Source organism: Gordonibacter massiliensis (ex Traore et al. 2017) (assembly GCF_019731765.1).
Taxonomy (GTDB): Bacteria; Actinomycetota; Coriobacteriia; order Coriobacteriales; family Eggerthellaceae; genus Gordonibacter; species Gordonibacter massiliensis.
Window position 1 is genome coordinate 22,783 of record NZ_JAASIO010000018.1, and the last position, 14,924, is coordinate 37,706.

Below are 14,924 nucleotides of genomic sequence, written 5' to 3' on the forward strand. Positions count from 1 at the left end.
GTGGCGTTCTCGTCCTGGGCGGAGGATCTCGAGGCGCCGCGCTTTGGGTCTGTGGCACAGTAATGACAGATTCTCTGCAAGTTTGGAGGTGAAAGCGGGCCGATTGCGCGCTACCTTCCGTCCTTTTCGGGAGTTACCCCTGATCATGAATCTTGAGCGAAAAGGCGAGCCTCTCGGGAGGACGGGCCGGATGCAGAGAATCTGTCATTACTGTGCCAATCCGGCTGGGACGGGAGCCGGAAACGACGCGAGAATCGGGCGAAACGGTGCAGGAAGGGTTTGAGGTTGGGGTAAGGTCGAGGCAGCGCGACGTTGTGCGGGACAAAGCCGATGTGCGAGCGAAACGCGACCGCGTTCCGCCGGCTTGCGCGCTGCGGCTAGGCGGTTCGCAACGTCGTCCATAACGAACGCACTCGTCATCGTGCTGACGACGCTTCCGGATGCGGGCGGCGTCCAAGGCAAGTCGGCGCTCGCGGCAGATCGCCCTGCCAGACGCCCGGAGCCGACGACGGCCCCTGTCAGGCCGTTGGGTCGCCTTGCATTCGCCGGCGTCTTCCGGCTGTCATGCCGAAAACAGCTTGCGTACCTCGTCGGCCAGCTGCTTGCGGGTGAACACGACCAGCGCCAGCAGGAACACGCTGGCCACGAGCGCGCTCACATTGGCCAGCACGTCCCAGGTGGTCAGGCCCAGCGCCACGAGCGCCAGCGGGATCAGCCCCAGCACCACGTCGAACAGCAGGTACTTGGCGTACCCCGACACGAACGTGCCTCGGAACACGGCCACGAGTACGGCGTCGAACACGAGCGCCAACAGGCATATGCCGGGTATGACGAACGTGGTCACCACCGGATTGCGCGTGATGAGGTACCACAGGGCTGCGATGGCCAGCACTATGAGGAAGTAGCGCACCACCACGCGCAGAAAGTCGGGGGTGTGCACCAGGATGTTGCGCACGAACAGGTAGTTCACCACGAGCCCCAGGCACACGGTGAGCACGATGTCGCCCGGCAGCGACACGAGCCGCCCCAGAAACAGCATGACCAGCAAGCAGGCTCCGGTGGCGAAGGCCAGCACGCGCAGCGCCACGGCCCCCGATTTGCGCACCTCGTTTTTGGGGAACGCCGAGGGCTCCGCCTCGCCCGTGAGCTCGGCCTGGCAGAGCGGGCAGCGGTCGAGGTCGCCGGTGAACCCGACGCCGCATTTGCCGCATCGTTTCATGACCGGGCCTCCTTCTTGTCCGCCGCCTTCGTCCGCGCAGGTTTCTTGCGGCGGCGTTCGTCCTTCTTCGGCTCGGGTCGGAGCCTGCCGCGTTCGACGTCCTCCGCATCTGCATGCCGGTCGTCGCGCTGGGCCGAAGGGCCCTGCGGCGTCGCGTTCGCAATCCCGTCCTCCGCACCCGCATGCGGGGCCGACGGTTCGGGTTTCCTCGTCTTCGTTCGGTGCGAAGCCTCGCCGCCGCGCCTGCTCTTCTCCGCATTCGGCTCGCGGCTGGCCTGCTTGTTTTCTTGAGCCCTCGCTCGACGGGCGCTTCGGCCGCCCGTTTCCGCTTCCGCCCGCTCCTCGCCGGGCCCGCTTCCCCTCTTCGCCCGCCGTCCGTCCTGCGCTTCCGCCTCGTCGTGGGCGGGCGCTTGGCCACCCAGGCGCTTGACCGAGGCCTCGAACTTCGTTTCGAGCAGATCCTCGGCCACCTCCTCGCTCGTCTTGTTGATGTTGACGTACCCCTCGATGCCCTGGGCCGAGAAGTACCGGCAGAAGTTCTTGACGACGTCGGGGTTCGAGAACGCCGTGGAGATGCCCACGCACAAGTCGTCGCCGAACGAGCACAGAAGGAAGTTGATGCCCGTGGTGGAGGTGAGCAGGTTGACGCTGCGAACGTAGGGGGCCAGCCGCTCGTCGATGCGGATGCGCCCCAAGTTCGAGACGGTGGTAGTGGTCTCGCGCGCGGTCAGGCGGCTTGCGAGCTCCAGGATGGCGTCCTTCACGAACAGCGGGGCCAGGCGCAGAAGCGGGTTCTTCTCCAGCGCTATCATGCGGTTCATGCGGGGCTTGAGGTTCTCGACGAGCGTGGCCGTTTCGAGCTGCTTTTGCACGTGCGCGGCCACCTGTTCCACGGGCTCGTCCGCCTCGCCGGGGGTGTAGGTGACGAAGGCCAGGCCGAAGAAGTTCTTGGTGGTGGTGGACTTGAAGAACTGCCGCAGGTCCACGGGGATGTCGATGCGGATGGCGCGGTGTCGCTCCCGTCGTGGCATCTCGTCGCGGATGGCGCACATGACCGCGGCGATGACGAGCGACGTGAGGCTCACGCCGTGCGATCGCGCCAGGTCGAGCACGGAGCCCACGGGCAGGTGGTACTCCAGGTACGTGGGGTCGGCCACGTCGCGCCAGCCGGATATCCGGTACACCTTGGGCGCGCGCGTGGAGGCGGCCTTGTCTCGCTCGTAGTACTTGTCGAAGCTGTTCTCGGACTTCTGGTGGTCGGAGCCGTCGTATTCCGGCAAGACCCCTTCGACGCCGTAGCGCTCCTGCAGGTAGGCGTAGAGCAGCGCCTTGAAGAAGTTCAAGGTCCCGCGCCCGTCGGACACGATGTGCGAAACCTCCAGGTTAACGCGGTTGCGGTAATGGCTCACCCGGAACAGCACGCTCTTCGCGTGGACGTGCAGCCCGAAGCATATCGGCAGGTTCTCGCGGGTGACGAGGGGGCGCTTGGCGGACTGCTCCAGATAGTGCCAGAACATGCCGCTGCGCAGGCACACATTGAAGCCGGGGAACGTGTCCACCGTCTTGTCGAGGGCGCGCTGCAGCACGTCCTCGTCCACGTCGTCGACCAGCTCCGCCGCGTAGCGGAACACCGTCTGCGCGGAGCTGCCCGCCTGCGACGAGTAGAACTTGCCGACGTTGTCTAAGCGGTACCAAGTATCTCGAGCCAAGCCGGCTCACCTTCCTGCGAAAGCTCGTCACCATCCAAGAAGCTCTTGATGATGCGGTACGTGTCCTTCACGATGTTGAACACCGTCGGGTACAGCAGGTACCCGTGCACGGCGTCAAGCACACGATAGCACTGCGACACGCCGCCGTCATCCGCCAAGCGCTGCGCGTACACCTCGCCCTCGTCGCGCAGCGGGCAGTACTCGGCCGTGATCACGAGCGTGCGGGGCTGGTCGGACAGGTCGGGCTCGAGCAGCGGGGCGAAGTAGGGGTCGTGCAGGTCGGCGGGCTTCGACGCGTACAGCTCCATGTAACCCTTGATGTCGCGCGAGGAAAGCAGGTAGTCCTCGCCGTTTTCGCGCACCGAGTCGAAGAACGAGGTGGAGGGATCGTGGTCGTTGTACGTCACGGGGTAGAGCAGCATCTGCGTGCGCACCGCGAACTCGCGGCGGTCGCGGGCCATGAGCGACACGACGGCGGCCAGGTTGCCGCCCGCGCTGTCGCCGAACAGCACGACGTTGTCCGCGTCGACGTCGGCCAGAAGCTCGCCCGCCAGCAGCTGCCGGGTCACCTCGTAGCAGTCCTCGGGGGCCTGGGGGAAGCGGTGCTCGGGGGCGCGCCGGTAGTCCACCGACACCACGCGCCGCTCGAGGCGCAGGGCCATGGACGTGCAGGCGTCGGTGTAGAAGTCCACGTCGCCGTTGACCCAGCCGCCGCCATGGAAGAACAGGATGGTGCCGCGGGAGTCCTCGGTGACTTTGAGGCCGGAGACCAGCGAGAAGTCGATGTCGAGCGGGGTGAACACGCGCAGGCGCACCTCGAAGCCGTCGGGCATGGGGGCGCTTATGTCCTCGATGCGGCAGCGGGGGTCGCGCAGCGTGAGCTTGGCGAGCACGTCCTCGGCCGCGCGCTGCGTCGCGTAGAACTCCTTGATGTCGGGTCTCAGCCTCGTGGCCGCGCTGAAGGCGGCGAGCACCGCCTTGTTGATGGGCATGTCTGCCGTCCTTTCGCAGGGAATGGCGGCGCCGATCCCATGTTCGCCGGCCGCGCGGCGGGAGTGCCGCGCGTGGTTTCGTACCTGCATCGTAACACAAGCGCGCCCGTCCGTGCGCCGCTCCACGCGAGCCGCACGGACGGGCGACTTCCCGTTGACGCGGAGTTGCCGTTTTGCCGGAGGCTCGCCGGAAGACGCGTCGCACGCGGAGGAGGGACCGCCGTGCTTGTCGGCGGATCGCGCCGCCCATCGCTTCGCGATGCCTCCCTGCGCTCGTTCCCCGCGCTCGGGAGTGCAACAGTCCACTGGACTGTTGCATGCTCAGGATGGCAACCTGGCCGGTGCATGTCGATGGTGGTTTAACGGCGGAGGGGTCTCTGGGTGCACGAAAATCACCGATATCCCCCTCTTGGAGCGCCAAGAGGGGGAGCCTTGCTTCGACGAAGTCGCTGCGAGCAGGTAAAACGTCAAGAGGCGGAAAGCGTTCGGACGTGCCGGAGCGGTCTTTTTCTCTGCAAGAGGGGGAGAACGGTGATTTTCGTGCAGCGTACGGGCCCTCCGCCGTTAAACCACCATCGATACGTCTCTGCGCGGCGCCTGACGGCGCCCGAGCGTTCCGCAGAGGCGAACGCGCATATATCAATTTTGGTTTAACACTGGAACGGGTTTTCGGGCACCCTAACCTTGTATGGCGTCGATGGCGTTGATGACGGCGCCGCGGAAGGCGTCTTTCTCCAGCGAGGCCACGCCCTTGATGGTGGTGCCGCCCGGCGAGCACACGGCGTCCTTCATGGCGCCGGGGTGCGTGCCCGTCTCCAGGTGCAGCTTGGCCGTGCCCATCATCATCTGGGCGGCCAGACGGTACGCGGTGGCGCGCGGCAGGCCGTGCTTCACGCCCGCATCGCCCAGCGCCTCCAGGAACATGGCGGCGAAGGCGGGGCCGCAGCCGGCCACGGAGCTGGCGGTGGACAGCAGCTTGCCGTCCACCCACTCGATGAGGGCGACGGGACCGAACAGGTCCTCGAACGCCGCGAGCTCCGCGTCGTCGAGCGAGTGGCGCTGCTCGCAGGCGATCACGCCCGCGCCCACGGCGATGGGCGTGTTGGGGATGGTGCTCAGGTGGTGCGTGCCGGGCGCCAGGATGCCCTCGTAGAACCCGAAGTCGCAGCCGGCGGCCACCGAGATCACGGCTTTGCCGGCAAGCGCGTCGCGCACGGGTTCCACCACGTCGGCCACCAGGTAGGGCTTCACGGCCAGCACCACGAAGTCGCTCGCTTCCACCACCTCGCGCGCCGTCTCGCAGGCATGGGCGCCCAGCGCGGCCGCGTTCTTCTGCAGCTTGTCGAAGTGCGCGGCGGTTGCGTAGATGCGCTCGCCCGGCAGCGCGCCCGACTCCACGAGCCCTTGCGCCATGGCCTGCGCCATGTTCCCGAATCCGATGAAGCCCAGCTTGATGTCCGTGCGGTCTGCCATAGCACCCTCTTTCCGTCGTGCGGTCGAAACGTTTTTTCGATTGTAAGGCACCTGCACCCTCTGCCGCTCCGGAATGGTGCCCCGGAAGGCCGCTCGTCAGCAAAACTGCATGTATGGAGGAGGGAATCGGCGCGATGTCCCGCGCACGCGATGCCCGGTTGCCGCGCCACGCGCGGCGGGGAGGGGCGGGCGCGCGCCGCGCGGCGTGCTACACTGTCGGCAACGGCATCTCCCGAGAGAAAGGATCGCGATGATCGACCACATGAGCGTGAAGGTGAAGGACGTCGAGCGTGCCAAGGACTTCTACACGGCCGCGTTGGCGCCGCTCGGCTACGTGCGGGGCATCGAGTACCCGGGCGGCCTGCAGCTGCACGTGGAGGGCGAGCCGGGCGACGTGTGGGTTGCGCCGCTTCCCGAGGGCGGAGAGCCCGTTCCGGCGCACGTCGCCTTCCTCGCCAAGGACGCCGAGCAGGTCAAGGCGTTCTACGAGGCGGCGCTGGCCGCCGGCGGCACCGACAACGGCGCTCCCGGCCCGCGTGACTACCACCCCGGCTATTACGCGGCGTTCGTGCACGACCCCGAGGGCAACAACATCGAGGCCGTGTTCCACGACTGGGCCGAGTAGCGGCGCGGGCCGCCGGCAGCGGTTCTCGGCCGGTGGCGTGGGGGAAGGGGGCGTTGCCGAAGGGCGGTGCCCCCTTTCGCGTTCGGCCGCCGGATCGGCATGCCGGTTGCGAGACGCCATTGCCGGGACAGGGAACCGCAACGGCCTCATCGCGCCGTTTGGCACGCCTTGCGCTCGAACGACGGCGGGCGGAGCCGCCCGACCCTAGGCGGCAGCGCGCTCGGCATCGTTCGCTGTATCGTCCTCGTCCTTGTCGGCGGAGCGGGCGAGGATGTTCGCGTACACGGCGCCGGATATGTTGTGCCAGACGCTGAACACGGCACCGGGCACGGCAGCCAAAGGCATGGCGGCGAAGTGCACGGTGGCGAGCGAGGTGGCCAGGCCGGAGTTCTGCATGCCCACCTCGATGGACAGCGTGCGTCGCTGCGCCTTCGACAGCCGCAGGGTCCGACCCGTCAGATACCCCAGCGCATAGCCCAACACGTTGTGCAGCACTACCACCGCGATGATGAGCGGGCCCACCGTGAGCAGCTTCGCCTGGTTCGCGGCCACCACGGCCATGATGATGAGCGAGATGCCGATCACCGACACGAGTGGCAGGACGCTCGCGCATGCGGCCGCCGCCTTCTCGAAGAAGTAATTGATGAGGAAGCCCAGCGCGATGGGCACGAGCACCACCTGCACGATGGACAGGAACATGTCCACCACGTTCACGTCGACCGTCTGGCCGGCCAGCAGCAGCACCAAAAGCGGCGTGACGACAGGGGCCAGGATGGTGGTGCACGCGGTCATGCCCACCGACAGCGCGATATCGCCGCGCGCCAGGTACGTCATGACGTTGGAGCTGGTGCCGCCGGGGCACGAGCCGACCAGGATGACGCCTACCGCCAGCTCGGGAGGCAGCTGGAACACCACGGTGAGCAGGGACGCCAGCACCGGCATGATGACGAATTGCGCCAGGATGCCGGTGACGACGGCCTTGGGCTTGGTGAACACCACCTTGAAATCGGCCAGCTTGAGCGTCATGCCCATGCCGAACATCACCACGCCCAGCAACAGGTTGACGTAGCTGGTTTTGACGACGGCGGACACGGGGCCGGGAAAGACCAGGGCGATAATCGCGACGGCGAGCGCGACGATCGCCATGTACTTTCCCGCGAAGTCGCTGATCTTCGCGAGTGTTTTCATGGTGCGGTTCCTTTCGACGAAAACGGCCGGCGCGCAGGGCCGGGCGCATCCCCTTCGGATCGAAGGGGCCAGGAAAGTATATCGCTTCCCTGGGCTATCGAGAAGGATTTAGTTTGAAAGTCTAACTAATCGCGATGCTCGTCCACGACAAGCCGGTGATAGATGCTCGCCGGCTTGCCGTAGTGCTATTCCTCCTGCGGCGCGCTGTCATCCAGCATCCGCTCCAAGGTGCGCCAGGCGAGTTCGGCGCACTTCACGCGGGCGGGCATGCGGCTGATGGACCCCAGCTCGGCGGCCTCGTCCAAATCTTCCAGCTCGGCGCTCGAGAGCTCCTCGCCCTTCACCATGGAAAGGAACAGGCTGGTCAGGCGGCGCGCCTCTTCCACGGTCTCGCCGGTCACGAGGTCGGCCATCATGTCGGCGGACGCCTGGCTCACGGCGCAGCCGTGGCCGGTGAAGGCGGCCTCCTCGATGACGCCGTCCTCCACGCGCAGCGCCAGCACAAGCTCGTCGCCGCAGCTGGGGTTCACGCCGTCGAGCGCGGCGGTGGGGGCGTCCATGTCGTACTTGTAGTCGGGATGGGCGTTGTGCTCCATGAGCGCCGCCGTGTAGATGCTACTCGCCATTGAACGTCCTCCAAACGGTCTTCAGGCCCTCGACGAGCGCGTCGGTGTCGGCCTCGTCGTTGTAGAACGCGTACGACGCGCGGCAGCACGACTCCTGACCCAGCCACGCCAGCAGCGGCTGGGCGCAGTGGTGCCCCGCGCGGATGGCCACGTTCTGCATGTCCAGGATGCTGGCCACGTCGTGCGGGTGGATGCCCTCCACGTTGAAGCTGATCACGCCGTGGTGCCGGTCGGGGTCGGGGTGCCCGATGACGTGCACGTAGGGCAGCTCGGCCAGCTTCTCCATGCAGTCGCGCACGAGCGCCCGCTCGCGCCGCTCGATCACGTCGCGCCCGACGGCCTCCATATAGGCAATGGCCGCCGCGGTGGCGTAGATGCCGGCGGCGTCCTGCGTGCCGGCCTCGAACTTCTCGGGCACGGGCGCCCACTGGGCGTCCTGCTCGGTCACGCTGTCGATCATCTCGCCGCCCGTGAGGAACGGCGGCATGGCCTCCAGCAGCTCGTGTTTGCCCCAGAGCACCCCCATGCCGAAGGGCCCGAACGCCTTGTGCGCCGAGAACGCGAAGAAGTCGCAGTCGAGCGCCTGCACGTCCACCTTCATATGGGGCACGGACTGCGCGCCGTCCACCACGAGGTAGCCGCCGTGGGCGTGCACGCGCCGCCCCAGCTCGGCGATGGGGTTCTCGATGCCCAGCACGTTGGACACGTGCGCCGCCGCCACGATCTTCGTGCGCGGCCCTATCTTGGCGTCCATCTCCTCGGGCTGGATGACGCCCTGCTCGTCGGGATAGAGGTAGATGAGCCGCGCACCCGCCGCCTGGCAGGCCTGCTGCCAGGGAATGAGGTTGGAGTGGTGCTCCATGATGGTGATGCACACCTCGTCGCCCGGGTCCAGCACGGTGGGGGCGAACGCCTTCGCCACCAGGTTCAGGGCCTCGCTCGCGTTGCGCACGAGCACGACGTCGCGGGCGCTGGGGGCGCCGATGAAGCGCGCCACGCGCTCGCGCGCCACCTCGATGGCCTCGGTGGCCTCGACCGACAGGCGGTACAGGCCGCGCAGGGCGTTCGCGTTCATGTCCTCGTAGAAGCGCCGCTGCGCGTCGAGCACCGTCTTGGGGCGCTGGGCGGTGGCCGCGCTGTCCAGGAAGGCGAGCTCGGGATGGTTCGCCAGCAGCGGGAAGTCGCGCTTGAACGGGCTCGCTGCGATGTCGGCGGGGTCCGTCGGGCGCACCGTGGCGCTGGAGCCCGCCGCCGCGGCCGCCGCGTCGGCTATGGCGCAGGCGGTTTTGCCGAGGGCTGCGGCGTCTTCCTGGAGCACGGCGGTCTCTTGAGGTGCGGCGCTCCTCCGGTGCGAGGCGTTTCCCTGCGGCGCGGCGCCCTCCTTGAGCGCGGCGCCCGACGGGGCCGCCTTCGTCGATTCCAACACGGTGCTCATGCTATCTCCTCCTCGAAGTCGTCCAACAGCGCGCGTCCCAGGCGCGCGACGCCTGCGCGGGTCGCGTCGTCGGGGGCGGTGAGCGCCGCCTCCTCCAGCGTGGCGCGCAGGAACAGCTGCTCGGCCGCCTCGGGCGAGAGCCCGCGGCTGGCCAGGTACAGCAGCTGCTCGGATCGCATGTGCCCGATGGTGGCGCCGTGGTTGCCGGCCACGTCGTCCTCGCCGCACAGGATGACGGGCACCGTGCGGTTGTCGGCGCGCTCGTCGGCTATGAGCACGGTCTCCACCTCCTGGCCGTTCGCGCCCTTGCAGCCGCGCACGAAGTCGATGGTGCCGCGCAGCGTTTTCGAGCTCGCTCCGGCCAGCACGCCGTTCGCGTTCATGGCGCTCTCGGTTTTGGGGCCGTGGTGGCGCAGCTCGTAGTTGAAGTCGAGCGCGCGCTCGCCGGTGCCCAGGTAGCGCGTGTCGACCGCGGCCTTCGCCTCCTCGCCGCGCAGGTCGCCGGCAAGGCCGGTACAGGACCGCCCGGCGCCGAGCACGGTGTGGCGCACGTCCACCCGGGCGCGCTCGTCCAGCATGAGGCCGGTGTCGTCCAGCGCGATCCAGGCGGGGTCGAGCGTCTGCGTGGACGCGATGCTCACGCGCGCGTCGCGTCCGGCGAACACGCGCAGCGAGCAGCCCACCGCGCCCGCTCCGGGCTCGGGGGAGTCCAGCGCGATGCTCACCGACACCTCGCTGCCCTCGGCGGCCACCACGTCGACGGCGGCCGCGCTCGCGGCCCCGTCCACGCCGCGCACGCGCACGGCGGCCCACGCGCCCTGCTGGCCCGGGGCCGTGGCGATGACGACGGGCTCGCCGGCCGCCTCGCGCAGGTACGCGAAGGCCTCCGGGCCCATGCCCGTCTCGAAGGCGCGCTCGAGCGAGCCGGACGCCTCGACGGCCGCTGAGGCCGCTTGGAACGCGGAGAGGGCCGGCAGGTCGAGGGCGGGGTCCTCTTCGGCGCCCTTCGCCGCGTCGTCGCTCCTCGCGCCGCCGTCGGCCTGCCCGGCCGCCGCGCTCGAAGAGGCCGACGGCTCTCCCGCCGCCTCGCCGCGCGGCCGCACGGCCGCAGGGGGCAGCTCGCCGGTCGATTTCAGGTGCTCTTCCATCCGCTTCAACGCCGCCTCGAAGGCTCCTGGTTCGCCTAGGAGCGCTTGCGGCGCTTCCACCTGCACGTCGGGTTCGGCGCGCAGGTCGGCGGGGAGCTCGACGTCGGTCTCGTTCACGCGCAGGCGGTGCCACGTGGGGGCCGGCATGGCGTTCACGTGGTGCAAGGTGATGGTCGGCGCCGTGCTCGCGGGCGCCGCAGGTGTCGTGGCCATTATCCTATCGCCCCTTCCATTTCGAGTTTGATGAGGTTGTTCATCTCCACGGCGTACTCGAGCGGCAGCTCCTTGGACACCGGGTCGGCAAAGCCGTTCACCACCATGGTGCGGGCCTCCTCCTCGGACACGCCGCGGCTCATGAGGTAGAACACGGTGTCGTCGGAAATGCGGCCGATGGTGGCCTCGTGCCCGATGTCCACGTGCTTGCAGCGAATGTCCATGGCGGGGATGGTGTCGCTGCGGCTGGCGTTGTCCAGCATGAGCGACTGGCACGACACGCTTGCGGCCGAGTCGCGCGCGGCCTCGGTGGCCACCACCGACGAGCGGAACGTGGATATGCCGCCGCCCTTCGAGATGGACTTCGTCTCGACGGCCGCCGACGTCTCGGGCGCGGCCAGCACCACCTTGCAGCCGGTGTCCAGGTTCTGCCCGGCGCCGGCGAACGTGATGCCGGTGAACGTGCAGGTGCTCTTGCGCCCGGCCAGGATGGACATGGGGTAGAGGTAGCCCACGTGGCTGCCGAACGACCCGCTCACCCATTCCACGGCGCCGCCCTCGTCCACGCGGGCGCGCTTCGTGTTCAGGTTGTACATGTTCTTCGACCAGTTCTCGATGGTGGAGTAGCGCAGGCGCGCGTTCTTGCCCACGAACAGCTCAACGGCGCCCGCGTGCAGGTTCGCCACGTTGTACTTCGGGGCGGAGCAGCCTTCGATGAAGTGCAGGTCGGCGTCGTCCTCCACGACGATGAGCGTGTGCTCGAACTGCCCGGCGCCCTTCGCGTTCAGGCGGAAGTAGCTTTGCAGGGGGAAGTCGAGCTTCACGCCCGCGGGCACGTAGACGAACGAGCCGCCGCTCCACACCGCGCCGTGGAGCGCGGCGAACTTGTGGTCGGTGGGCGGGATGAGCGTCATGAACTTGCTGCGGATGAGGGGCTCCCATTGCGGGTCGTGCAGCGCCTCCTCGATGCCGGAGTACACGATGCCCTGCTTCGCGGCCGTGTCCTGCATGTTGTGGTAGACCAGCTCCGAGTCGTACTGCGCCCCGACGCCCGCCAGGTAGGCGCGCTCGGCCTGGGGGATGCCCAGACGGTCGAAGGTGTTCTTCACGTCGTCGGGCAGGCTCTCCCAGTCGCTTTGCTGCTCGGTGTTCGGCTTCACGTACGTGACGATGTGGTCCATGTCCAGGCCGTCGAGCGCCGGGCCCCAGTCGGGGGCGGGTATGCGCTGGTAGGTGTCGAGCGAGCGCAGGCGGAAGTCCAGCATCCAGTCGGGCTCGTCCTTCTTGGCCGATATCTCGCGGACGATCTCGGGCGTGAGGCCGGCGTCCAGGCGCTCGGCCCCCGCCTCGTCGTCGGCGAAGTCGTACAGGCTGCGGTCGATGTCGTCGACCTGCGTGCGTTTCTTTTCCATGGCGCGGCCTCCCTAGCAGGCTGCGGCGACGGGCGTTTCCTCGGCCCGCTCGCCGGGGGCCGCGTCGGGCGCGGCCTGCTCGAACTGCTCGAAGCCGTGCTCGTCGATGCGCGCGACGAGCGACGCGTCGCCCTCGGCCACCATGCGCCCGCGCACCATCACGTGCACGCGGTCGACGTGCAGATGCTCCAGGATGCGGGTGTTGTGCGTGATGATGACGAGCGCGCCGTCCGCCGCGCGGCGGTAGGCGTCGATGCCGCGCGACACCACGCCGAGCGCGTCCACGTCCAGGCCCGAGTCCGTCTCGTCCAGGATGGCCAGCTTCGGCTCCAGCAGCAGAAGCTGCAGCATCTCGAGCTTCTTCTTCTCGCCGCCGGAGAAGCCCACGCCCAGCTCGCGGTCGAGGTAGGCCGGGTCCATGTCCAGCTCGTCGGCCAGCTCGCGCACGCGTTTGCGGAACTGCTTGCCCTTCAGCTCGCCCACGCCGGCGCGTCCCGCGGCGGCCGCGCGCAGGAAGCTGGACACCGGCACGCCGGGTATCTCCATCGGGGCCTGGAAGCTCAGGAACAGCCCCGCGCGCGAGCGCTTGTCGGGGGAGAGGTCGGTCACGTCCCGGCCGTCGAACACGACGGAGCCTTCCTCCACGTCGTAGACGGCGTCGCCCATGACCACGTGGCCGAGGGTGGACTTGCCGGCGCCGTTCGGCCCCATGACCACGTGCGTCTCGCCCGCGCCCACGGCGAGGTCGACGCCGCGCAAGATGGTGGTGCCGTCGGCCGAGGCGGTGAGGTTCTGAACGGAAAGGAGGGGCTGGGCGCCCGTTCCGGGCGCTTGGTTGATGGTGTTCTCGTCTGCCATGTCGCATGCCTTTCGATAATCATATAGTTTTGCTATGATTAAAATAGATTGTGTGGGATAAAAGTCAAGACTTAATCCTACTATTTCACTAGAATATACCGCAAACGCGGCGCCGGCGGTCGGAAGGACGCCGCGCGGTCGCCCCCAGCGTAGCGCCGGACCGGCCGCGACGCGCGGCGGGACGAGGCGTTGTTGAGAGCAGGTAACCGCATCGAGGACGTTGCGGAGCGTTGCGCGGCCGAGTCGGTCGCACGAGGCGCCGGGTGTTGACGGCGCCGAGGACGCATCGAGGCGCGTGCTCGATAGGGAGCGGGTCCTTGTTGCGTTCCTGCGACAGCGCGAACGCGAACGCAACGTCGTCGATGGGGCGTCGCGGTGCGGTGAGTCGGCGGGTGCGGCGCTGAGAGCGTGACGGGGCGCCGGACGAGGCTGCGTCGAAGACGCGGCGGGGCGTCCGGCTGCGTCCCGCCTGCAACGAGATCGAGAACGCCGAGCTTTGGCGGGCCGGCGGACGAAAGGATGGCTTGGATGCTGGTATCGACGAAAGGACGCTACGCGTTGCGCCTGATGGTGCGCATCGCGCAGGCGGGGCCGGGAGGGAAGGTGCCCCTGCGCGAGGTGGCGGAGCTCGAGGACATCTCGATGAAGTACCTGGAGCAGCTGGCGCGCCCCCTCATGCAGTCCGGCCTGCTGCGCAGCGTGCGCGGCAAGGGTGGCGGCTACGCCCTTGCGCAGGACCCCGACGCGGTGCGCGCGGGCGACGTGCTGCGCGCCGTGGAGGGCACGACGGCGCCGGTGGCATGCAAGAGCCTCGAGGAAGGCTCGACATGCCCGCGCTCCGACGCGTGCACCACGGTGCGTTTCTGGGCGGGCCTCGACGACGTCATCGAGCGCTACGTGGACGGCGTGACCCTGGCCGACCTGGCAGGCGGGCCGGCGCCCCTGCCCGCGGAGCGCCCTTCGTAGGGGCGGGCTGCTGCCCGCCCGCCCGACCTGTGACGACGTGCCTTGTTGAAGGGGCGGGGCTTGCCCGACGGTCGTCCCGTAGGGGCGGGCTGCTGCCCGCCCGCTCGACCTGCAAAACGCTCCCTGTTGAGGGGACGGGGCAAGCCCCGCCCCTACAAAGGGCGTTCCGGCGACTTTCGTCACGGCTCCGCTCGCGCGGGAGGGGTATTCTGCTTGCGCGCCGCCGCGTTCTTGAGCACCTTGTCGCGCAGCCGGACAAGGTTCGCGGCCGCCTTTGATCTGGATATTCGGCAAAATACACCTAAACCGTTTAGGAAAATACACCTTTTGCATTAAGGATTTTGCACCAAATGAATCTTGTAAGTTCGTACACAGAATGACGTGCGAAATTACGCACGAAACGAGTTATGACCCACTTCAAGCTCAACTGTGAGCCAAGGCTTCCGGTTGTGCTCGAGCTTATTGGGCCTCGCCTTGCTCATAGGTTCAGCTCCTCTACTAGCTTTTTCGCTTCGGACGCGCCGACGAAGCCGGCTCCCTGCGCGTCGGCAACCGCCTGAGCGAGCCTTTCCCTCATTACCGTTCCCTTGCAGGCGCGGAGGGCGTCGGCGACCGGCTGGCTGGGAATACCCTCGAACCACCCGATGCGCGCACCCTTCGTCAACCGGATCACCTCGATCCACTCCGGCAGCATCCTCCTGACGCGCTTGGGGGTCGCGACGGTCACCTTTCCGGGGTTCACCGACGCAAGCTCGCCCATCGCGAGCACCGATTCGCCCCACACGGCCGACCCTGGGCCGACGAGGGCGACAGCCTCGGCATAGGGGTCCAACCTGTGCGGGACGTACCGCGCGAGCCGGTAGACCCCATGGCCTCGGCGCTCAAGCCAGCCTCTTTTGGAATACCTGGCAAGCTCCTCGTCTCCAACGCCCATGTCGCGAGCCTCGGAAGCGGTTATCAACCCATAGTTGTCCATTGCCACATCGTATATGTCATCAAACTTTGTCATGTCAAAACCCTATCATATTTGCTAGGGTTTTGACATGATTATTTTCCGCAG

13 protein-coding genes are annotated in these 14,924 nt (G+C 67.8%); 2 read left to right on the top strand and 11 right to left on the bottom strand.

Annotated elements, in window-relative coordinates; all coding sequences use genetic code 11:
• Window positions 1–562: 562 nt before the first annotated feature.
• From HCH03_RS15290 to proC, 4 genes are all read right to left on the bottom strand, one after another.
• Window positions 563–1,219 carry a DUF6320 domain-containing protein gene (locus HCH03_RS15290; protein ID WP_080142593.1) on the bottom strand — a complete coding sequence of 219 codons (657 nt, stop codon included), beginning with the start codon at window positions 1,217–1,219 and terminating at the stop codon, window positions 563–565.
• The gene (locus tag HCH03_RS15295; RefSeq protein WP_246600079.1) at window positions 1,216–2,928 is read right to left on the bottom strand and encodes a phthiocerol/phthiodiolone dimycocerosyl transferase family protein; all 1,713 of its coding nucleotides are present in this window, start codon (window positions 2,926–2,928) and stop codon (window positions 1,216–1,218) included. Before HCH03_RS15295 ends, HCH03_RS15290 begins: the two co-directional genes overlap by 4 nt.
• Entirely contained in the window at window positions 2,901–3,920 is a 1,020-nt protein-coding gene (locus HCH03_RS15300; RefSeq protein ID WP_221690183.1) for an alpha/beta hydrolase, read from the bottom strand. The genes HCH03_RS15295 and HCH03_RS15300 overlap by 28 nt, the downstream gene beginning before the upstream one ends.
• A gap of 678 nt (window positions 3,921–4,598) precedes the next feature.
• A complete protein-coding gene (gene proC / locus HCH03_RS15305) occupies window positions 4,599–5,393 on the bottom strand; it encodes a pyrroline-5-carboxylate reductase (protein WP_221690184.1) in 795 nt (264 codons plus the stop codon).
• A 250-nt stretch (window positions 5,394–5,643) separates the two neighbouring features.
• Here proC and HCH03_RS15310 point away from each other — a divergent pair, with 250 nt between their 5' ends.
• Window positions 5,644–6,018, top strand: coding sequence for a VOC family protein (locus tag HCH03_RS15310; RefSeq protein WP_221690185.1), 375 nt, complete (start codon window positions 5,644–5,646; stop codon window positions 6,016–6,018).
• A gap of 204 nt (window positions 6,019–6,222) precedes the next feature.
• Here HCH03_RS15310 and HCH03_RS15315 read toward each other — a convergent pair whose 3' ends face one another.
• The 6 genes from HCH03_RS15315 to sufC all read right to left on the bottom strand — a co-directional run bounded on the left by HCH03_RS15315 (window position 6,223) and on the right by sufC (window position 12,898).
• The gene (locus HCH03_RS15315) at window positions 6,223–7,206 is read right to left on the bottom strand and encodes a bile acid:sodium symporter family protein (protein WP_221690186.1); all 984 of its coding nucleotides are present in this window, start codon (window positions 7,204–7,206) and stop codon (window positions 6,223–6,225) included.
• 185 nt (window positions 7,207–7,391) lie between these two features.
• Window positions 7,392–7,832 (bottom strand): Fe-S cluster assembly sulfur transfer protein SufU, encoded by a 441-nt coding sequence (gene sufU, locus HCH03_RS15320; protein ID WP_221690187.1) that lies wholly within the window; start codon window positions 7,830–7,832, stop codon window positions 7,392–7,394.
• Complete coding sequence (locus tag HCH03_RS15325; RefSeq protein WP_221690188.1) at window positions 7,822–9,267, bottom strand: aminotransferase class V-fold PLP-dependent enzyme; 1,446 nt, start codon at window positions 9,265–9,267, stop codon at window positions 7,822–7,824. The genes sufU and HCH03_RS15325 overlap by 11 nt, the downstream gene beginning before the upstream one ends.
• Entirely contained in the window at window positions 9,264–10,628 is a 1,365-nt protein-coding gene (locus HCH03_RS15330) for a SufB/SufD family protein (protein WP_221690189.1), read from the bottom strand. Before HCH03_RS15330 ends, HCH03_RS15325 begins: the two co-directional genes overlap by 4 nt.
• Window positions 10,628–12,040, bottom strand: coding sequence for a Fe-S cluster assembly protein SufB (gene sufB, locus HCH03_RS15335; RefSeq protein ID WP_221690190.1), 1,413 nt, complete (start codon window positions 12,038–12,040; stop codon window positions 10,628–10,630). Before sufB ends, HCH03_RS15330 begins: the two co-directional genes overlap by 1 nt.
• Window positions 12,041–12,052: 12 nt before the next feature.
• Window positions 12,053–12,898, bottom strand: coding sequence for a Fe-S cluster assembly ATPase SufC (sufC, locus tag HCH03_RS15340; RefSeq protein ID WP_221690191.1), 846 nt, complete (start codon window positions 12,896–12,898; stop codon window positions 12,053–12,055).
• A gap of 528 nt (window positions 12,899–13,426) precedes the next feature.
• On the opposite strand from sufC, the gene HCH03_RS15345 reads away from it, so the two are divergent.
• Window positions 13,427–13,864, top strand: a complete 438-nt coding sequence (locus tag HCH03_RS15345; protein WP_221690192.1) for an RrF2 family transcriptional regulator — start codon at window positions 13,427–13,429, stop codon at window positions 13,862–13,864.
• A gap of 478 nt (window positions 13,865–14,342) precedes the next feature.
• Here the strand turns inward: HCH03_RS15345 and HCH03_RS15350 are convergent, their stop codons facing one another.
• Complete coding sequence (locus HCH03_RS15350) at window positions 14,343–14,873, bottom strand: type IV toxin-antitoxin system AbiEi family antitoxin domain-containing protein (RefSeq protein WP_221690193.1); 531 nt, start codon at window positions 14,871–14,873, stop codon at window positions 14,343–14,345.
• Window positions 14,874–14,924 lie beyond the last annotated feature (51 nt).